This is a genomic window from Pantoea conspicua, assembly GCF_002095315.1.
Lineage (GTDB): Bacteria > Pseudomonadota > Gammaproteobacteria > Enterobacterales > Enterobacteriaceae > Pantoea > Pantoea conspicua.
Genome location: NZ_MLFN01000053.1, coordinates 1 through 19500, shown reverse-complemented (window position 1 = coordinate 19500; position 19500 = coordinate 1). Strand labels below are relative to the sequence as shown.

The window sequence follows — 19500 nt, the reverse complement described above, 5'->3', positions numbered from 1 at the left end:
GAGTTCGGGGCCGTATGTAAAGGCGATGTTGATAATTGTAAGGGAACGTCAAAACTGTTTTGAAATGTAGATGGCGCGCTAAGCCTTAGCAACATCAGGGGTTAAGATAGCGCACGAATTGATCCACCAACCGGATAACGACTTTGCGATCTGATAAGCCCATATCAAAACTTGAGTTTTGGTTCTATCGTCACTACCGCAGTGTTCATGGCGTGCGCATCGCTATCGCTTTTTTACTCTGCTTTATTTTCGTCCGGGCTACCGACATTCCGGAGGGCACCTGGCCGCTGATTACCCTGGTGGTGGTGATGGGGCCGATCTCAACCTGGGGAAATGTCTTCCCGCGCGCCCTGCAGCGCATCAGCGGCACGGTGGCGGGATCGATCTCGGGACTGATTGCCCTGAAGCTGGAACTGATCTCCATGCCGATGATGCTGGCATGGTGTGGCGTGGTGATGTTTATCAGCGGCTACCTGACGCTGGGCAAGCATCCCTATATGGCACTGCTGATCGGTATTACCCTCAGCGTGGTGGTCGGCGCGCGACCGGCGATTTCACCATGGCGCTGTGGCGCGGCGGCGATGTGATCCTCGGCTCGCTGATGGCGCTGCTGTTTACCGCCATCTGGGCGCAGCGCGCCTACATTCACTGGCGAATTCAGCTCTCGGACACGCTGGCGGAGATGGCGAAAATCTACCACGCCGGTTTCTCACCCAACCTGGTGGATAAGCCGCGCCTGAACAAGCCGCTGGGCAAGTTGCTGACCAGTGTGATCAGGATGCGGGCGCTGCTGGAGCCGTCGAGCAAAGAGACGCGCATTCCAAAATCGGTGCTTGAAGCGATTCAGACCATAAACCGTAATATGGTGTACACCATTGAGATGCAGATTAATGCCTGGTGGGCGTCACGAGAGAGCCATCTGATTCTGCTCAATGCGCCGGCGTTACGTCGCACCCAGCAGATGACCGAAAACACCCTGCGTGCGCTGTCGGTGATGGCGATTGAAGGCGAGACCGACGAGGTGCTGGCTAACAGCCACGAGCTGACCGAAATCAGCGACGAGCTGCGGCGGCTGATAGCTGAAGCCGGCAGTGAAAGGCTGGAGGAGACGCCGATCTACGGTTACGTCTGGTTAAGCCTTGAGCTGGCAAAACAACTGGAACGGATGACCGATCTGATGCGGATGGCGCTGCGCAAATAATCACCTCAGACAATGACTTAATGTGAAACCGGGTTTCTTTGCGCTAAGATAAGGGCCAGTCCGAAATTAGCTGTGAAAATTGCGTATAAGGCTGGCTAGCCGCTAAGCTGATCGTTTTGTCTCTCTCCCTGCGTCAGCAGGCTCAAAGAAAGGTGCCATCATGGAAAATGCCAAGCAATCATTTCAGGACGTCCTGGAGTTCGTGCGTATGTTCCGCCGCAAAAACAAACTGCAGCGTGAAATTGTCGATAACGAGAAGAAAATTCGCGACAACCAGAAGCGCGTCCTGCTGTTAGACAACCTGAGCGAATATATCAAACCCGGCATGAGCGTGGAGGCGATTCAGGAAATCATCGCCAGCATGCGTGTGGATTATGAAGATCGCGTCGATGAGTACATCATCAAAAACGCCGATCTGTCGAAAGAGCGTCGTGAGCTATCGAAAAAAATCAAAGCCATGGGCGTCGGCGAACACCCGAAAGCCTGAGGCGGATAACAGAGGCGGTCTGCTCCGCTTCGTTAACAGAGACCCGCTCCCGTTTCCGGGGGCGGGTTTTTTTATGGGCGATGAGATCCCGACATGCGCCGTCAGCGTGTATCTGCCGGACGGGCTGCGCTATTTTCCTGTCAGCTGACGGGCAATTGCCTGTAGCTGCTGCGCCAGCACGGCTAAATCGACGCCAGAGCGGGCGGGTGGGGCGGTGGTTTCCCGCAGCACCAGTGCGGTTTCCAGCGCCGCATCGCTGACTGTTTCGCCCTGTAGCTGCGCCAGCAATCGCTCAACGCTGAGCACGCCAAGCTGCTGTAAATCCTGACGCACCGTGGTCAGCGGTGGCTGATACCATGCACTCTCTGCGGTATCGTCATAGCCAATCACCGAAATTTGCCCCGGAATCGCCACTCCGTGCTGATGGAGCGCCCGCATCGCACCCAGTGCCATCTGGTCATTGGCTACCAGCAGCGCCTGAGGCAAGGCATCGGGCAATTGCGCCAGTAACGCCTGATAGCCTGACTGGGCACTCCAGTCGCCGCGTAGCGAGCAATGAGGTGTCAGCTGATGATCCGCCAGCGCCTGATGCCAGGCAGCTTCCCGCTGACGTGCCGACACCGATCGTTCCGGGCCGTTCAGCAAGCCGATCTGACGATGTCCCAGCGCCACCAGATGCTCGACCGCCGCCCGCGCCCCGTAATGATTAGGGTACTGACACTGCGCCACGGCCGCCTGCGGCTCGACATCCAGAAACAGCGCCGGTTTTGCGCCGCACAACGCCTGGATCTGCTGTGCATCCTCCGCCTGCAGCGGCAGGTTAATCAGTAATCCATCTACCCGCTGCGCCAGCAGTTCGTTGACCGTCGCCGCGGCGTCATTGCCGCTCTCCATGGCGATCACCAGATGGTAGCCCGCCGCCGCCGCGCGTCGCTGAATCGCCGAGGCAATTTGAGCCGGTGCCATCAGCGCCAGATCGCTGGTGGCGAGACCCAGGGTGCGGGTCGCTTTACCCGCCAGCTGTTGTGCCACCCGATTTGGCACATAATTGAGCTGCTGCATCGCCGCTTCCACCCGTTCCCGGGTGCGGACAGAGACCTGTTCAGAACGATTAAGCACACGTGAAACGGTTTGATAAGAGACGCCAGCCAGTTGAGCGACATCATCAAGGGTCACAGAGCGGGAAGTCATTGATCTCTCCAGTAGATGAAGTGGCGATTGTAGCAAATTTTCTGGCTGCGGCGCTGCTGCTGCGCGCTACACTGCTCAGCAATAAGGAGAAAAAAATGCAGCTTACTGACCGTGATATTGATGACATCAACCTGATTGCCAACTGGCTGGCGCTGGATCAGCTCTCCGCACAGGATGAGATCCACGCCGATCTGCTGATACTGGCGGGCCATGCGGTGCTGCCTAACATTGAAGGCGCAGTGGCGCTGGCAAAAACGTCAGGCTTACCGCTGTTGATCAGCGGTGGCGTCGGCCATGCCACGCCGCTGCTTGCCGGGGCGATGGCAGCCCATCCGTTGTACCGCCAGATTGATACGCTGGGAAAAAGCGAGGCGCAGATGCTGGCTGCTATCGCGCGGACCTTTGCCGATTTGCCGGACGATCGGTTGCTGCTGGAGGGCGAATCGCGCAACTGCGGCGAAAACGCGGCTTTCAGTCAGCGGCTGCTGGAGAGCCGAGGCATCCGGCCGCAGCAGGTGATTCTGATTCAGGATCCGTTGCTGCAACGGCGCACCGACGCCACCTTCCGCTGGCAGTGGCGCGATCGGCCGGTGGCTCCCCGCTTTATCAGCTGGCCAGTTTTTGTGCCGCAGTTAACCGCAGAGGCGGGCCAGCTGCGAATTACCGGTGCCGCGCCGCAGGGGCTGTGGTCGCTGGAACGCTTTATGTCGCTGTTGATGGGCGAGGTCCAGCGGCTGCGTAACGATGAGCAGGGCTATGGGCCGCGCGGCAAAGGGTTCTTGGCCGAAGTGACCTTGCCTGATGAGATTGAGGCGGCGTGGCAGCGCCTGATGCGTCTCGCGGGTGTACAACAGCGGATTCAGGGGAGCTGAAAAGCGGCGGGCTGGCGTGATGCAGCCCGCTGGCGATTAACGGCTCTGCAGATAGACCTGCAGATTGACATACACCGCATTCAGTAAGGGCGTGCTCAGACCGGAGTGGCGGGCACGCAGCAGCAGATCGCCGATGATCTGGTCGGCTTCAATATCGAATCCCTGGCGTAAATCGCGGTACATGGAGGAGGTCATCGGTGTGGCAGGATCGTTCAGCAGTTCGAAGATTTTGGCGGTTACCGCCGGGCGCGGCTGATAACCCGCAGCGCTGATCACCGTCAGGATCTCGCTGTAAATTCCCTGAAGCAAGGCCTCGCCGCCACGGGATTGCAGCACCTGCCGGGTATCACCGCGCGCCAGACAGCAGACCGCGCCGAGCGTGCTGAGCAGCAGCCATTTCTCCCACAGTTCATCCATGATGTTATTGCTGAAACGGGTATCGACCTGCGCATCGCGCAGCGCCGCATCAACCCGCTGCAGGCGCGCATCATTATTACCATCGAGCGCGCCATAATAGAGCTGATGCAGCGCTGTCATCTGGATCACTTCACCGTTGTCGCCCAGCGTGGCGTTGATTTTACACATCCCACCGATCACCGCATCGTGGCCAAAGCGCTGCTGCAGCGTTTCAATGTGCCGCATGCCGTTCAGAATCGGCATGATCAGCGTCTGCGGGCCGACAGCGGGCGCAATGTCATCCATCACCTGCTCAAGGGCAAAACTTTTTACCGTCAGAATAATCAGGTCGTAGTGACCGTTCAGTGATGCCGCCTGCACCAGTTGTGGCTGCAGCATTTCGGTGCCGGCAGGGGTCTGTAATACCAGCCCCTTTTCCTGCAACTGAAGGAAACGCCGTTCGCGCACCAGAAACGTTACGTCCTGGCCCGCCTGAGCCAGTCGCGCGCCAAAATAGCCACCCGTCGCGCCAGCGCCTGCTATCAGAATCCGCATAGAATTTCCCTTTAATTGAAAACCGTTACCTTAAAACGTCGTCGCCGGACTTGCCAGCCGGTCCGTGCGGTGCGGCATCCTGGTGGATGGCGGTCAGCACGCTGGTGAGTAAGCCGGGAAAGCGTTGTTCGAGATCCTCACACCGCAGCGAAATCAGATTTTCCCGCCCCAGTGGTCGTTGCCAGATTACGCCACTGTCACGCAGCACCCGCCAGTGGTGCGTCATGGTCGATTTCGCCACTTCACCGCGCAACAGGCCGCAGGGCTGTTCACCTTCACGTGCCAGGGTATTCACGATCGCCAGCCGCAGCGGATTGCCCAGTGCAAACAACACATTTTCCAGCCGTAACTCTCCGGTTTCAGGGTGATGATTCAACATAACCTTCCTGTTGTTGAGAATGAGCGGGTTAATAATAGCTCAAACTGTTCGCATAGAGTCGTACCATTGATCTAAGCTTGTTAACACAACTGCGCAAATATTGCGCACTGCATTTGCGTCAATCTGACTAAGGATACATCATGCCCCGACCCCTTCCGATCGAACGTTACCGCAATATCGGCATCTCCGCGCACATCGATGCCGGTAAAACCACCACCACCACCGAGCGCATTCTGTTTTACACCGGAATGAGTCACAAGCTGGGGGAAGTGCATGATGGCGCGGCAACAACCGACTGGATGGCACAGGAGCAGGAGCGCGGGATTACCATCACCTCTGCCGCGGTCAGTTGCTTCTGGCCGGGCATGGATAAGCGCTTTGAGCCGCACCGCATCAATATTATCGACACCCCAGGCCACGTCGATTTCACCATTGAGGTCGAGCGCTCAATGCGGGTGCTGGATGGCGCGGTGATGGTGTACGACGCGGTGGGCGGCGTACAGCCGCAGTCGGAGACGGTCTGGCGTCAGGCGAATAAATATCATGTGCCGCGGCTGGCGTTCGTCAACAAAATGGACCGTCAGGGCGCCGATTTTTCCGCGTCGTCACCATGATGCAGTCACGGCTGAAAGCTAATCCAGTGCCGATTGTGATTCCAGTCGGTCGCGAAGAGCATTTCGTCGGGGTGATCAATCTGATCCGTATGCAGGCGATCTACTGGGATGAAGAGAGCCAGGGAATGACCTTCAGCTATGGCGAAATCCCGGCTGACCAGCTGGCCGAGGCGCAGAGCTGGCGTGAAAAAATGGTCGCGGCGGCGGCGGAAGCCAATGAAACCCTGACCGAAGCCTGGCTGGAGCAGGGCGATCTCAGCGAGCAGCAGGTGATTGCCGGTTTACGCCAGCGCACGCTGCTCAACCAGATTCAGCCGATGCTGTGCGGCAGTGCGTTTAAGAACAAAGGGGTACAGCGGATGCTGGATGCGGTGATTGAACTGATGCCGTCACCGGCTGATGTGCCGGCGATCAGCGGCGTGGATGAGGCTGGAAACCACGCCGAACGCCATGCTGATGATGATGAACCGTTTTCGGCGCTGGCGTTTAAGCTGATGAGCGATCCCTTCGTCGGGCAGCTGACCTTTGTGCGGGTTTACTCGGGCGTGTTACGCAAGGGCGACAGCGTCTTTAACGCGGTCAAAGGCAAAAAAGAGCGCATTGGCCGTATCGTGCAGATGCACGCTAACGCCCGTCATGAGATCGACGAAATACGCGCCGGAGACATTGCCGCCTGCGTCGGGCTGAAAGAGGTCACCACCGGCGAAACCCTGTGCGATCCGCACGCCATCATTACTCTGGAGCGGATGGAGTTTCCTGAACCGGTGATTTCGCTGTCGATCGAGCCGAAAACCAAAGCGGACCAGGAGAAGATGGGGCTGGCGTTACAACGGCTGGCGGCAGAAGATCCCTCGTTCCGGCTGCACACCGATGAGGAGTCGGGGCAGTCGATCATCTCCGGCATGGGGGAACTGCATCTGGAGATTATCGTCGATCGCCTGAAACGTGAATTTGGCGTAGAGGCCAATATCGGGCGACCGCAGGTGACCTATCGCGAAACGCTGCGCAAAGCGGTGCAGGATGTGGAAGGTAAATTTGTGCGCCAGTCGGGTGGCAAAGGGCAGTACGGCCATGTGGTGCTGAGCCTGCAACCGGGGGCAGCGGGCAGCGGCTTTGTCTTTGAAGATGCCACCAAAGGCGGGGTGGTGCCGCGGGAATATATTCCGTCAGTGGAGAAAGGGGTCCGCGAAGCGCTGAACAGCGGGGTGCTGGCGGGCTATCCGATTGTCGATATCAAAGCGACCCTGACGTTTGGCTCTTATCATGAGGTCGACTCCTCGGAGATGGCGTTCCGCATGGCAGCGATTCTCGGTTTCCGTGCGGCGGCAAAACTGGCCGATCCGGCGATTCTGGAACCGGTAATGAAGGTGGAAGTGGAGACGCCGGAAGAGTACGCCGGCGGGATTATGGGCGATCTGTCGTCACGTCGCGGCGCGGTGCAGGGCATGGATGAGCATTTTGGCGGCCGGATTATTCGCGCCGAAGTGCCGTTGTCGGAGATGTTCGGCTACTCCACCAGCCTGCGTTCGCTGACCCAGGGGCGCGCCACCTACAGCATGGAGTTCAGCCACTACGCGCAGGCACCGCGCAACGTGGCCGATGAGATCATTGCCGCCCGTAAATAGGGCGATGCGGCAGGGAAGCCGCCTTTCCATCAACTCAAAGCCGGGTCACCCCAAGCGCTGCTGCCTGCTGTTCAATGCGGATTATCGTCTGATAATCCTGGCGCTGCAGCGGGCTGAATCCGCTGATCAGGCTGGCCGTACAGACTTCCCGCCACGCCGGATCGGTCACCAGTTCACCCAGCACCGACTGCAGCGTCTCGCGCTGTTGCGCGGAGGTCGTGGCGGAGGTGATCAGCGGCAGCCCTGGCGCAGGCGGGGTTTCGCCAATAATGTGCAGTCCCTGTCGCTCCTCTGGCGCATACCGGGCGATCAGTGCCCAGCTGACACAATCAATCGCCGCGATATCCGCCTGATGCTGGCGCACCGCCGCCAGGGACTGACGATGTCCGCCGCTCAGCACCAGCCGTGAAAACACCACGCCCTGCTGTGCCGCCACCAGGCGCAGCGCGTTATAGCCGGAGTGCGAATCCACGCTGTTAGTTACCGCCCGACGCGCATGAAAATCGCTTAGCGTCGCGCCCTGATCCCGTGCCACCAGCCAGCTACGATAATCGGGGCCGCTGCAGCCTGGCGCGCTGTAGTGAAACGTGCCGACCAGCTGCACCGCGGGTAGCCGCGTCACCAGCGGATAGCCGCAGGTCTGGCTCAGCAGCAGCCGATCGTCCTGCCAGTGGGCCAGCAGATCGTCGGGCCAGATCGGTTGTGCCGTCGTGCCGTGCTGCGCCAGCAGGGTCACGATGGCCTGGCTGAGCGCCACGGAGGTGGGGCGATCAATGTCATACATCGGTAATGCCAGCAAATGAGTCATGGCGTGCCTCTTCTGAACGCCCCGGATGGGCATTGACCCCAACCGGCCGCGCCCAGAACTGACGCAGCCAGACCCGGTAGCCCGCCACGCGAAAACCGTGATTACGCTGATAGTAGCGTTCGCGGTCATGCAGATAGAGGCGGCGCAGGCCATACCAGGGCACGCCGGGAAGATCGTGATGCACTGAATGGTAGTTCAGATTCAGAAACAGGATCCGCCAGGGCAGCGCCGCTTCATTATTGACCGAACGCGCCAGCGGATCGTCAGCCGCGCGATGCTCATAGAAAGAGCGCACTTTGGTCAGCGCCAGCGCCGGGTAGCTGACCGCCAGCAGATACCACAGCGGGGGAAAACCGCGCTGGGCCATCCACCACCACAGCAGCGTCAGCAGGGTGCCGTGCAGCAGCCACATCCCAATTGCGGCCCGGTCGCCGTGGCGTATCGCCTGCCACATCGCTCTGAAGATACCGCCGATATCCAGCAGCGGACCCAGCAGCAACCGGCCAAAAAAAGTGTTACGCAGATGGATCAGCTGCTGCTGCCACGGCGACAGCTGCGCCCAGCGTGCGGCGGAGAGATAGTAACTTTCCGGATCGTCATCCGGTTCGGTCAGGGTGTGATTGCGGTGATGGGCCAGATGAGAATCGCGGTAGAGGCCAAACGGAAACCATACCGCCAGCGGCAGGGTGCCGAACAGCTGATTGACCCGCGGCCAGCGCGTCGGATGACCGTGGATCAGCTCATGCTGTAGCGACATGTACCAGGCGGTGAAGCCAGTCAGCAGCAGCGTAGCGGGCAGCCTTCCCAGGCTCTGCCAGCCGAGCAGCGTGCCGAACCAGCCGCCATAGACCGCGATGATCAGCAGCCAGGTGGGCAGTTCCGTACGCCATAACGCGCTACGCGACAGCTGTTGCAGCAGGGCGCGCTGCTGCGGGTGAAGGTAACCGGCACCGCTTTTTTGCATGATCAACCTGGCAGAAGAGGAACAGAGAACCACAGTGAAATAAACGCGGCGCAAAGACAAAGACGTTATTTTTCTTAGCTATGTCGAAAATCCTGAATATAGCGCTGAAAGATATTGACTATCAGTGGTGGCGACGACGGCGTAACCTTTGCTTATCGAAAACCGCCTTAGCATGTGCGGGCCAACGTTGCCCGCCAGGAGAAGTAACAGATGAAAAAGATTGGCTTTTTATCCTTCGGTCACTGGACACCCTCTTCACAGTCAGCCACCCGATCGGCGCAGGATGTGTTATTGCAGTCGATCGACCTGGCGGTGGCGGCTGAAGAGCTGGGCGCAGACGGTGCCTACTTCCGCGTGCATCATTTTGCCCGCCAGCTGAGCTCCCCATTCCCGCTGCTGGCGGCGGTCGGTGCCCGCACCAAAAAAATTGAGATCGGCACCGGCGTGATCGATATGCGCTATGAAAATCCGCTCTATATGGTGGAAGATGCCGGTTCAGCCGATCTGATTTCCAACGGCCGGTTGCAGCTCGGCCTGAGCCGTGGCTCGCCTGAACAGGTAGTGGATGGCTGGCGCTATTTTGGCTTTGAGCCAAAAGCGGGGGAGACCGACGCCGATATGGGCCGTCGTCATGCCGAAGAGTTTCTGGAAACGCTGCGCGGCGAAGGCTTTGCCAAACCGAACCCGCAGCCGATGTTCCCGAATCCGCCGGGTCTGCTGCGCCTCGAACCGCTGTCAGAAGGGCTGCGTGATCGCATCTGGTGGGGCTCCGGCTCCAACGCCACTGCAGAGTGGGCGGCAAAAATGGGTATGAACCTGCAAAGTTCGACCCTGAAAGATGATGAAACTGGTGAGCCCTTCCATATTCAGCAGGCGAAGCAGATCCGCGCCTACCGTGAAGCGTGGAAAGCCGCCGGCCATCAGCGTGAGCCACGGGTTTCAGTCAGCCGCAGCATCTTTGCGCTGGTGAATGACATGGACCGCGCCTACTTTGGCCGCAGCGGCAGCGACCAGGATTCGGTGGGTTTCCTCGATGAAAAAACCCGCGCCATCTTTGGCCGCAGCTATGCCGCCGAGCCGGAGCAGTTAATTAAGCAACTGGCGCAGGATGAAGCGATCGCTGAAGCCGATACGCTGCTGCTGACCGTACCGAATCAGCTGGGCGTGGCGTATAACGCGCATGTGATTGAGTCGATACTGAAATATGTCGCACCGGAACTTGGCTGGCGTTAATCCCTTTTCCGACACAGCGCCTTAGTAATAAGGCGCTGACTTTCGCCTTCAGCGACCCTTCCGCATCAGTCGCTTAACGCTTTTATGCACTGCTGACCTCCTCAGCGTCGCCCTCTGGCGAGACGGCCAATACCGCCTTTGTTCGCTATCCGCATCGCGTGACGAAAATTATCAGTAGTCACCCTTTTATCTGTTTTCTGACCCCCTCGCTTACCACCAGTCTGACCGCCTGTTGGCTTAGTAACATTGCTGACATGTCAATCTGCACATGCACAGCCAAAAGGGCCCTCAATCGCTATTTAGTGACCATTGACAATATTGGTCACTTGATAAGAGAATGGCGCGAACTCCCCATTCACTGATAAAGGTCACCTATGTTCAGGTTTAATCCTGCCACCGTTGCTGTCTGTCTTCTGCCGCTGGCGCTGGCTGCCTGTCATGACACTGCCCGCGATGACGATCCACGCAACCAGCCGCCTCAGGTCCGGGTCGCAAAAGTAATCAGCGCCACTGACGCCGCACGCGCCTTCAGCGGGGTGGTGGTGGCCCGGGTCCAGAGCGATCCCGGCTTCCGGGTGTCGGGCAAAATTCTTGAACGTCTGGTGGATAACGGCCAGAGCGTCAGACGTGGCCAGCCGCTGATGCGTCTCGACCCGATCGATCTGCAGTTGCAGGTCCAGGCCCGGCAGCAGGCCGTTGCTGCGGCGCAATCACGCGTCAGACAGACCGCGGCCGATCAGGCGCGTTACCGCACTCTGCTGACCAGCGGGGCGGTGTCTGCGTCGGCTTACGATCAAATACGCGCGGCAGCAGAGACGGCGAAAGCTGAACTGCGGGCAGCTGAAGCGCAGGCGGATGTGGCGCGAAACGCCAGCGGCTATGCGCTGCTGCTGGCGGACGCCGATGGCGTAGTGATGGCTACCTTCGCCGAGCCGGGGCAGGTCGTGAGCGCGGGCGAACCGGTGATCCGACTGGCCCGCGCGGGTCAGCGTGAGGCACGGGGTCCAGCTGCCGGAAACGCTGCGTCCGCCGCTGGGCAGCGAAGCGATGGCAACACTGTATGGCCGCAATAGTGCGGCGGTTCCGGCCCGTTTGCGGCAGCTGGCGGATGCAGCGGACCCGCTGACCCGCACCTTTGAAGCCCTATATGTACTGGAAGGGGCGCTGGCCGCTGCACCACTTGGCGCGACCGTCAACCTCGCGATCCCCAACAAGGCCACACAGCCCTTGCTGCAGGTACCGCTGGCCGCGCTATACGATGCAGGCAAAGGCCCTGGCGTGTGGCAGATTGCCGGGCCGCCCGCCACCGTCGTCTGGCGTCCGGTAAAAGTCATCCGTCTCGGCGATGAGTCGGCTACCGTCAGCGGTGAACTCCAGGTGGGAGAGCCGATTGTGGCGCTGGGTGCGCACCTGCTCCATGAAGGCGAACGCGTCCGTCTCAGCCAGGCTGACGCAGCCGGGAGCCAGCCATGAGTCACGGACGGTTTAACCTGTCGGCGCTGGCGGTACATGAGCGCGCCATCACGCTGTTCCTGATCATCCTGATTACCGTCGCCGGAGTGCTGTCGTTTTTTGAACTCGGCCGGGCGGAAGATCCGCCGTTTACCGTTAAACAGATGACGATTATCACCGCCTGGCCGGGCGCGACTGCGCAGGAGATGCAGGATCAGGTGGCGGAACCGCTGGAGAAGCGGCTGCAGGAGCTGAAATGGTATGACCGCAGCGAAACCTATACCCGTCCTGGCATGGCCTACACCATGCTGTCGTTGCAGGACAAAACGCCGCCGTCACAGGTGCAGGAGCAGTTCTATCAGGCGCGTAAAAAGCTCGGGGATGAGGTCAGCAATCTGCCTGCCGGGGTGATTGGCCCGATGATCAATGACGAGTTCTCCGATGTGACATTTGCGCTGCTGGCGCTAAAGGCCAGAGGAGAACCGCAGCGTTTGCTGGTGCGTGATGCCGAAGCGCTGCGTCAGCGGCTGCTGCATCTGCCGGGGGTGAAAAAGGTCAACATCATTGGGGAACAGGCCGAGCGCATTTACGTCTCCTTCTCACACGATCGTCTGGCGACGCTGGGCATCTCGCCGCAGGATATTTTCGCCGCTCTGAATGACCAGAACGTTCTGACACCAGCCGGCTCCATCGATACCGCCGGGCCGCAGGTGTTTATCCGGCTGGAGGGTGCCTTCGATAAGCTGGAAAAGATCCGTGAAACGACGATTGTGGTGCAGGGCAGAAGCCTGAAGCTGGCGGATGTGGCAACGGTCGAACGCGGTTATGACGATCCGGCCACCTTTCTGGTGCGCAATCAGGGCGAACCGGCGCTGCTGCTCGGTATCGTGATGCGTGACGGCTGGAACGGGCTGGGTCTCGGTAAGGCGCTGGCGGCGGAGACCATCAAAATTAACCAGGCGATGCCGCTCGGCATGTCGCTGATTCAGGTCACCAACCAGTCGGTGAATATCCGCTCGGCGGTCGATGAGTTTATGGTGAAGTTTTTCGTGGCGCTGCTGGTGGTAATGGTGGTCTGCTTCGTCAGCATGGGCTGGCGTGTCGGTGTGGTGGTGGCGGCCGCCGTGCCGTTAACCCTGGCGGTGGTGTTTGTGGTGATGGAGGCCACAGGGAAAAACTTTGATCGGATTACGCTGGGCTCGCTGATTCTGGCGCTCGGACTGCTGGTGGATGACGCGATTATCGCCATCGAAATGATGGTGGTCAGAATGGAGGAGAGCTACGACCGGGTTAAAGCCTCCGCCTATGCCTGGAGCCACACCGCCGCACCGATGCTGGCCGGTACGCTGGTCACCGCGGTGGGTTTTATGCCCAACGGATTCGCTCAGTCGACTGCCGGTGAGTACACCAGCAACATGTTCTGGATTGTCGGTATTGCACTGATCGCCTCATGGGTAGTGGCGGTGGTCTTTACCCCGTATCTCGGCGTGAAGATGCTGCCGGCCATCAAAACCGTCGAGGGTGGCCATACGGTGATCTACAACACCCGTCACTACAATCGCTTTCGCCATCTGCTGACGCGAGTGATTGCCCGCAAATGGGCAGTGGCGGGCGCGGTGATTGTGCTGTTTGTGGCGGCGGTGTCTGGCATGGGGCTGGTGAAAAAACAGTTCTTCCCGACCTCCGATCGACCGGAAGTGCTGGTGGAACTTCAGCTGCCCTACGGCAGTTCAATTGAGCAGACCGCGGCGGCCACCGCAAAAATCGAAACCTGGCTGAAAAAACAGCAGGAGGCGAAAATTGTCACCGCCTATATCGGTCAGGGGCCGCCGCGTTTTTATCTGGCGATGGCACCGGAACTGCCCGACCCCTCGTTTGCCAAACTGGTGGTGCTGACCGACAGCCAGCAGGCGAGTGACGCGCTGAAGTTACGGCTGCGGGCGGCCGCGGCCAGCGGCCTGGCCCCTGAGGCGCGGGTGCGCGTAACCCAACTGGTGTTTGGCCCCTATTCTCCCTATCCGGTGGCCTGGCGGGTGATGGGACCCGATCCTGCGCGGCTGCGGGTTATCGCCGACCAGGTGGAAGCGGTACTGCAGGCCAGCCCGATGATGAGAACGGTCAATACCGACTGGGGTTCACAGGTGCCGACCCTGCATTTCTCCCTCAATCAGGACCGTTTGCAGGCGGTGGGACTGACCTCCAGCGCCGTGGCCCGCCAGCTGCAGTTTCTGCTGTCGGGCGTGCCGATCACTGCGGTGCGGGAAGATATTCGTTCGGTGCAGGTGGTCGGACGGGCGGCTGGCAATATCCGGCTCGATCCGGCGCGGATCGGCGACTTTACCCTGGTGGGCGCGGCGGGTCAGCGTATCCCGTTGTCGCAGATTGGCGAGGTTAAGGTGCAGATGGAAGATCCACTGCTGCGGCGGCGCGACCGCACGCCAGTGATCACCGTACGCGGCGATATCGCTGACGCTTTGCAACCGCCGGATGTTTCGACCGCCCTCGGCAAACGCCTGCAGCCGATCATCGCATCGTTGCCGGAGGGCTATCGGATTGAGCTGGCGGGCTCGATAGAGGAGTCGGGTAAAGCGACCCAGGCGATGGCGCCGCTGTTCCCAATCATGATCGCTATCACGCTGCTGATTATTATTTTGCAGGTGCGATCCATGTCGGCAATGGTGATGGTATTTTTAACCGCTCCGCTTGGACTGGTCGGTGTGGTGCCGACGCTGCTGCTGTTTAATCAGCCGTTCGGTATCAATGCGCTGGTCGGGCTGATTGCGCTGTCGGGCATTCTGATGCGTAACACTCTGATCCTGATTGGCCAGATCCACCACAATCAGCAGCAGGGGCTGGCCCCGTTTGATGCGGTGGTTGAGGCGACCGTGCAGCGCGCCCGGCCGGTTCTGCTTACGGCAATGGCGGCCATTCTGGCGTTTATCCCGCTGACGCACTCGGTATTCTGGGGCACGCTGGCCTATACCCTGATTGGCGGTACGCTGGGCGGCACCATTATTACGCTGGTCTTCCTGCCAGCGATGTATGCCATCTGGTTCCGGATCCGTCCGGTAGCGGAGTAACCGGTGGGCGGTGAAAACTGCCCCTCTGATCATCCTGCGCTACGCCGTGCCTGTTGACAGGTGCGGTGCTTTCCATCGTTAAAACCTTTTCAGCTAAGCATATTCAAAGGGGCAGGCTATCAAAGGTATAGGGTGAGACAGGTGTGCCTTTTTCAAAAGCCACTATAGAGTAGCGCTGAGAATACATAAAAGAGGTGTGACCATGAGCAATTCTATTGATGAAGATGCAAAAGAAGCAAAGCCTATTGTCGAAGCCGATCGCGAAGCTGCGCCGGGTAAATGTCCTTTTCACGCAGGAAAAGGGAATCAGACATCAGGCGGCGGCACGACCAGTCGTGACTGGTGGCCTAACCAGCTGCGTGTCGACCTGCTGAACCAGCACTCATCCCGCTCTAACCCATTAGGCGAGTCGTTCGACTACCGTAAAGAATTTGCCAAATTAGACTACGCTGCGCTGAAAGCGGATCTCAAAGCCTTGCTCACTGAGTCACAAGCCTGGTGGCCTGCCGACTGGGGCAGCTACATCGGTCTCTTCATCCGTATGGCCTGGCACAGCGCCGGCACCTATCGCGCCGTTGACGGTCGCGGCGGTTCAGGCCGCGGTCAGCAGCGGTTCGCCCCGTTAAACTCCTGGCCAGATAACGTCAGCCTGGATAAAGCGCGTCGTCTGCTGTGGCCGGTGAAGCAGAAGTATGGACAGAAAATTTCGTGGGCTGACCTCTATATCCTGGCGGGTAACGTGGCGCTGGAAAATTCCGGCTTCCGCACCTTTGGTTTCGGTGCCGGACGTGAAGATGTCTGGGAACCGGATATGGATGTCAACTGGGGCGACGAAAGCACCTGGCTGGAACACCGTCACCCGGAAGCGCTGGCACAGTCACCGCTGGGCGCGACCGAAATGGGGCTGATCTACGTCAACCCGGAAGGCCCGGAACACAGCGGCGATCCGGCTTCGGCTGCCCCGGCCATTCGTGCCACCTTCGGCAACATGGGCATGAACGACGAAGAGATCGTCGCCCTGATCGCCGGTGGCCATACGCTGGGCAAAACTCACGGTGCCGGTTCGGCCGACCACGTTGGCGTTGACCCGGAAACCGCACCGCTTGAAGCCCAGGGTCTGGGCTGGGCGAGCAGCCACGGCACCGGTGTTGGTGCTGATGCGATTACCTCGGGTCTGGAAGTGATCTGGTCGCAGACGCCGACCCAGTGGAGCAACTATTTCTTCGAGAACCTGTTCAAATATGAGTGGGTCCAGACGCGCAGCCCGGCGGGCGCGATCCAGTTTGAAGCGGTCGATGCGTCAGAGATCATTCCTGATCCGTTCGACCAGACGAAGAAACGTAAACCGACCATGCTGGTTACCGATCTGACCCTGCGCTTCGACCCGGAGTTCGAGAAAATCTCGCGTCGTTTTTACAACGATCCGCAGGCATTCAATGAAGCCTTTGCCCGCGCCTGGTACAAGCTGACGCACCGCGATATGGGGCCGAAAGCGCGTTATATCGGTCCGGAAGTGCCGAAAGAAGATCTGATCTGGCAGGACCCGCTGCCGGTACCGGTTTACCATCCGACCGGTGCTGATATCGCTCAGCTGAAAGAGAAGATTGCCGCCATGGGCCTGAGCGTCAGCGAACTGACCTCGGTAGCCTGGGCATCAGCCTCCACCTTCCGTGGCGGTGACAAACGCGGGGGTGCCAACGGAGCGCGCCTGGCGCTGCTGCCGCAACGCGAGTGGGACGTAAACGCTATTGCGGTCCGGGTGTTGCCGACGCTGGAAGCGCTGCAGCGTGAATTTAACAAGGTTTCGCTGGCCGATCTGATTGTGCTGGCCGGTGTGGTCGGGGTTGAGCAGGCGGCGAAAGCGGCTGGCGTTGAGATTGAGGTGCCGTTTATTCCGGGCCGGGTCGATGCGCGTCAGGATCAGACTGATATCGAGTCGTTTGAGTTGCTGAAACCTCGTGCCGATGGCTTCCGTAACTACGGTCGCGGCTACGGTAAAACCACCACCGAGAACCTGTTAATTGATAAGGCCCAGCAGCTGACGCTGACGGTGCCGGAATTAACGGTGCTGATTGGCGGAATGCGCGCGCTGGGCACCAACTACGACGGCAGCCAGCACGGCATTTTCAGCCGCCGCGTTGGTGAACTGAACGCTGATTTCTTCGTTAATCTGCTGGACATGCGTATTGAATGGAAAGCCGTCGATGGCTCCAGCGAACAGTTCGAAGGTCGCGATCGCCTGACTGGTGAAGTTCGCTTTACTGCTACCCGCGCCGATCTGGTGTTCGGCTCCAATGCAGTATTACGCGCCTCGGCGGAAGTCTATGCCAGCAGCGATGCGAAAGAGAAGTTCGTTAAAGACTTCGTGGCGGCCTGGACCAAAGTGATGAATCTGGATCGCTTCGAACTCTGATCGTCCGCTGTTAACGGTTGAAAAGCAAAAACCCGCTTAGCGATAAGCGGGTTTTTTTATCCCAACGCTGACAGTGAAGCCGTTGCCCGAATTCTGACTTGCCCTGACGCTTAACTCTTTCCGGCGCAGGTATGTCCCGGAAGCTGCGCCGCATTTGTTTATCCGATTCAAAATAATCCTTTGAGTCGCACAAAAAGTTATCTCTGATTATTCTGCTTTTCCGTCAGCTAAGCTGCCACAGGCACGATCCAGGAGAACCAGAGGGATGGGCTTTCTTCTGGCGGTGCCGTCGGTGAAAACGGTCGGCTCTCTCTGCGGATGGATTCAGGCTTCTCCACGTTGAATCACACTAAGGAAGCCAGCATGAACCTGGCAAAAAATTGCGCGCCGCTCTCCGCTGAGGTTATATCAAAATATAATTTATGGAGGGGTTCTATGTACACCACGCGCCTGAAAAAAGTCGGCGGATCGGTCATGCTGGCGGTTCCTCCCGCCTTATTGAAGATGCTGGGACTGTCATCGGACAGCGAAGTGGGCATGACCAATGATAATGGCTGCCTGGTTATCGAACCTCAGTAACGGCCTCGCAATTCGCTTGATGAACTGCTGGCACAGTGCGATTCACACGCCGAAAGGAGTGAAGAGGATCAGGAATGGATTGATGCGCCTGCGGTGGGCAGGGAGATACTGTAAATGAACAGAGGAGAAGTCTGGCTGGTTTCGCTCGATTCGACTATCGGGCATGAACAACAGGGAAAGCGCCCGGTAGTAAACGTTTCTTCTGCATCATTCAACAAGTTAACCCGATTACCGATTGTGGTTCCGGTCACCAGTGGGGGTGACTTTGCCCGTACAGCGGGCTTTGCCGTTTCACTGGAGGAGGCAGGAACAAAAACCAGGGGCGTAATCCGCTGCGACCAGCCGCAAACCCTGGATCCGGACGCGCGCAGTGGCAAGCGTCTGGAAAGGTTACCTGATGTTATCGTCAATGACGTGCTGGCCAGGCTGGAAGCCATTTTACGCTAACGCCGCGATGTGATTTCAGATTCATAAAAGCAAAAAGCCCGCTCAGGTTTCCCTGAGCGGGCTTCTCAAATTTGGCTCCTCTGACTGGGATCACCTTTGCCAGTAACTATCTGATAAAAAAGATAAACCTGAGTTTTCTTTCTGTCAATACCACCAGAATGACCACCAATAGTTTCTCGTTACGTAAAACAGGCTTAAAAATTTCGTTTCATCGCTGATCGTGCCACGAGGTTCTCTGCAAAAGACGGGTATTCAGAACAAGCATCTAAAAGTCGGCTCGAAGCGAGAGGGTGTCCAAAGAGCTCTGACGGTCTGCTCTGTGCCAGGAGCGGACGTTGGCTCGAAGCGTCATTTTCTGTGATGCTCGCCAAGAGTAGCGGAGCTATAAAAAAACACTCTAGTCGGTATAATCTCTTTCATGTTTTTCTTTTCAGTATCTAACACCATGAGCATGTCAGCATTACAACCGCAGATAGTTAAAGCAATGAAACCAAAACATGGAAAGGATTGGATGTTAGTCCGTGGAGACACGGTTTTCGTCCGCTTTTTAGCTCAAAATGATGATGGTAATTCTTTTGAAGTGCAGACACCAACGAGGCCCGAAGAGAGAATTCGCATAGGGAATGGTTTGACTATCGGATACAAGCTGCCAGTAAACCAGAAGCTCCTTTTTTCGGTCGCTGAGACGTTAGCCCAAGAAAATCATCTTCAACCTGAGAATAAAGCAGACCGCTTTCAGAATAATTGCATCTCCATGTTTTCCATTACTATAGATCACGGCAAAACTATACAAGATGAGGTCAACGAGGAATGGGTCACTCGCTTCTTTGAGCTCTTCGATGCTCATGGGATTTCGATGAATATTGTCGAACCTGGCATGGTCGATATTTATTCTGACCTATGTGTTGAGGATGGCGAAGACGTTTATCTGAGTGATGGTATGTACATGCGCCCGAACGGGACAATTTACGAACGTTGAAAATGTAGGTGCGAAAGCATAAATCAATTCCCGGTTGATAGCCGGGATATCACTTAACCATATCCGACAATTAGTCCAGGTAGCCCCACTTCTTCAGGCGACTTTTCGTATTCATGACCACTCTATGATTTAGTTCGCTGCCACGCTCTGGACTTATTTCCTCTGCTTTCAGACGATCTGCTATCTCCTTCTCTCTTCATACATAGACAAAAGTCCGCTTTTCGC

At 58.1% G+C, this 19500-nt stretch carries 12 protein-coding genes and 4 pseudogenes; 11 read left to right on the top strand and 5 right to left on the bottom strand.

The window, feature by feature from the left end; genetic code table 11:
* The first annotated feature begins 143 nt into the window (after positions 1-143).
* Together HA41_RS15935 and tmaR are read left to right on the top strand one after the other, a co-directional pair.
* A pseudogene (locus HA41_RS15935) lies at positions 144-1201 on the top strand (FUSC family protein).
* A 160-nt stretch (positions 1202-1361) separates the two neighbouring features.
* On the top strand, positions 1362-1688 hold the full coding sequence (gene tmaR / locus HA41_RS15930) for a PTS system regulator TmaR (protein ID WP_004571340.1): 327 nt from the start codon (positions 1362-1364) through the stop codon (positions 1686-1688).
* A gap of 129 nt (positions 1689-1817) precedes the next feature.
* Here the strand turns inward: tmaR and HA41_RS15925 are convergent, their stop codons facing one another.
* Positions 1818-2879 (bottom strand): LacI family DNA-binding transcriptional regulator, encoded by a 1062-nt coding sequence (locus tag HA41_RS15925; protein ID WP_094121604.1) that lies wholly within the window; start codon positions 2877-2879, stop codon positions 1818-1820.
* Here HA41_RS15925 and HA41_RS15920 point away from each other — a divergent pair.
* Complete coding sequence (locus HA41_RS15920; protein WP_244175138.1) at positions 2879-3751, top strand: YdcF family protein; 873 nt, start codon at positions 2879-2881, stop codon at positions 3749-3751. The genes HA41_RS15925 and HA41_RS15920 overlap by 1 nt on opposite strands.
* A gap of 36 nt (positions 3752-3787) precedes the next feature.
* Here HA41_RS15920 and HA41_RS15915 read toward each other — a convergent pair whose 3' ends face one another.
* Both HA41_RS15915 and HA41_RS15910 read right to left on the bottom strand, forming a co-directional pair.
* Positions 3788-4702, bottom strand: a complete 915-nt coding sequence (locus HA41_RS15915) for a ketopantoate reductase family protein (RefSeq protein ID WP_094121603.1) — start codon at positions 4700-4702, stop codon at positions 3788-3790.
* 25 nt (positions 4703-4727) lie between these two features.
* Positions 4728-5081, bottom strand: coding sequence for an ArsR/SmtB family transcription factor (locus tag HA41_RS15910; protein ID WP_094121602.1), 354 nt, complete (start codon positions 5079-5081; stop codon positions 4728-4730).
* A 140-nt stretch (positions 5082-5221) separates the two neighbouring features.
* On the opposite strand from HA41_RS15910, the pseudogene fusA reads away from it, so the two are divergent.
* A pseudogene (gene fusA, locus HA41_RS15905) lies at positions 5222-7320 on the top strand (elongation factor G).
* A 34-nt stretch (positions 7321-7354) separates the two neighbouring features.
* Here the strand turns inward: fusA and HA41_RS15900 are convergent.
* Together HA41_RS15900 and HA41_RS15895 are read right to left on the bottom strand one after the other, a co-directional pair.
* On the bottom strand, positions 7355-8128 hold the full coding sequence (locus tag HA41_RS15900; RefSeq protein WP_094121601.1) for a phosphate/phosphite/phosphonate ABC transporter substrate-binding protein: 774 nt from the start codon (positions 8126-8128) through the stop codon (positions 7355-7357).
* Complete coding sequence (locus tag HA41_RS15895; protein ID WP_094121600.1) at positions 8097-9092, bottom strand: fatty acid desaturase; 996 nt, start codon at positions 9090-9092, stop codon at positions 8097-8099. The genes HA41_RS15900 and HA41_RS15895 overlap by 32 nt, the downstream gene beginning before the upstream one ends.
* Positions 9093-9302: 210 nt before the next feature.
* On the opposite strand from HA41_RS15895, the gene HA41_RS15890 reads away from it, so the two are divergent.
* The 7 genes and pseudogenes from HA41_RS15890 to HA41_RS15860 all read left to right on the top strand — a co-directional run bounded on the left by HA41_RS15890 (position 9303) and on the right by HA41_RS15860 (position 19275).
* Entirely contained in the window at positions 9303-10325 is a 1023-nt protein-coding gene (locus tag HA41_RS15890) for an LLM class flavin-dependent oxidoreductase (protein ID WP_094121599.1), read from the top strand.
* 374 nt (positions 10326-10699) lie between these two features.
* Positions 10700-11798 (top strand): annotated as a pseudogene (locus HA41_RS15885) (efflux RND transporter periplasmic adaptor subunit).
* Positions 11795-14857: an efflux RND transporter permease subunit gene (locus HA41_RS15880; RefSeq protein ID WP_094121598.1), complete on the top strand. Its 3063-nt coding sequence runs from the start codon at positions 11795-11797 to the stop codon at positions 14855-14857. The pseudogene HA41_RS15885 and the gene HA41_RS15880 overlap by 4 nt, the downstream one beginning before the upstream one ends.
* 202 nt (positions 14858-15059) lie before the next feature.
* Positions 15060-17270: a catalase/peroxidase HPI gene (gene katG / locus HA41_RS15875; protein WP_094121597.1), complete on the top strand. Its 2211-nt coding sequence runs from the start codon at positions 15060-15062 to the stop codon at positions 17268-17270.
* 435 nt (positions 17271-17705) lie between these two features.
* Positions 17706-17963: pseudogene (locus HA41_RS15870) on the top strand (AbrB/MazE/SpoVT family DNA-binding domain-containing protein).
* A complete protein-coding gene (locus HA41_RS15865; RefSeq protein ID WP_094121596.1) occupies positions 17964-18296 on the top strand; it encodes a type II toxin-antitoxin system PemK/MazF family toxin in 333 nt (110 codons plus the stop codon).
* 451 nt (positions 18297-18747) lie between these two features.
* A complete protein-coding gene (locus HA41_RS15860) occupies positions 18748-19275 on the top strand; it encodes a hypothetical protein (protein ID WP_244175137.1) in 528 nt (175 codons plus the stop codon).
* The last annotated feature ends 225 nt before the right edge of the window (positions 19276-19500 follow it).

Excerpts from the sequence above, each read along its gene's own strand:
- tmaR (WP_004571340.1), top strand. The coding sequence starts at position 1,362 with ATGGAAAATGCCAAGCAATCATTTCAGGACGTCCTGGAGTTCGTGCGT.
- HA41_RS15925 (WP_094121604.1), bottom strand. The coding sequence starts at position 2,879 with ATGACTTCCCGCTCTGTGACCCTTGATGATGTCGCTCAACTGGCTGGC.
- HA41_RS15915 (WP_094121603.1), bottom strand. The coding sequence starts at position 4,702 with ATGCGGATTCTGATAGCAGGCGCTGGCGCGACGGGTGGCTATTTTGGC.
- HA41_RS15910 (WP_094121602.1), bottom strand. The coding sequence starts at position 5,081 with ATGTTGAATCATCACCCTGAAACCGGAGAGTTACGGCTGGAAAATGTG.
- HA41_RS15900 (WP_094121601.1), bottom strand. The coding sequence starts at position 8,128 with ATGACTCATTTGCTGGCATTACCGATGTATGACATTGATCGCCCCACC.
- HA41_RS15895 (WP_094121600.1), bottom strand. The coding sequence starts at position 9,092 with ATGCAAAAAAGCGGTGCCGGTTACCTTCACCCGCAGCAGCGCGCCCTG.
- HA41_RS15890 (WP_094121599.1), top strand. The coding sequence starts at position 9,303 with ATGAAAAAGATTGGCTTTTTATCCTTCGGTCACTGGACACCCTCTTCA.
- HA41_RS15880 (WP_094121598.1), top strand. The coding sequence starts at position 11,795 with ATGAGTCACGGACGGTTTAACCTGTCGGCGCTGGCGGTACATGAGCGC.
- katG (WP_094121597.1), top strand. The coding sequence starts at position 15,060 with ATGAGCAATTCTATTGATGAAGATGCAAAAGAAGCAAAGCCTATTGTC.
- HA41_RS15865 (WP_094121596.1), top strand. The coding sequence starts at position 17,964 with ATGAACAGAGGAGAAGTCTGGCTGGTTTCGCTCGATTCGACTATCGGG.
- HA41_RS15860 (WP_244175137.1), top strand. The coding sequence starts at position 18,748 with ATGTCAGCATTACAACCGCAGATAGTTAAAGCAATGAAACCAAAACAT.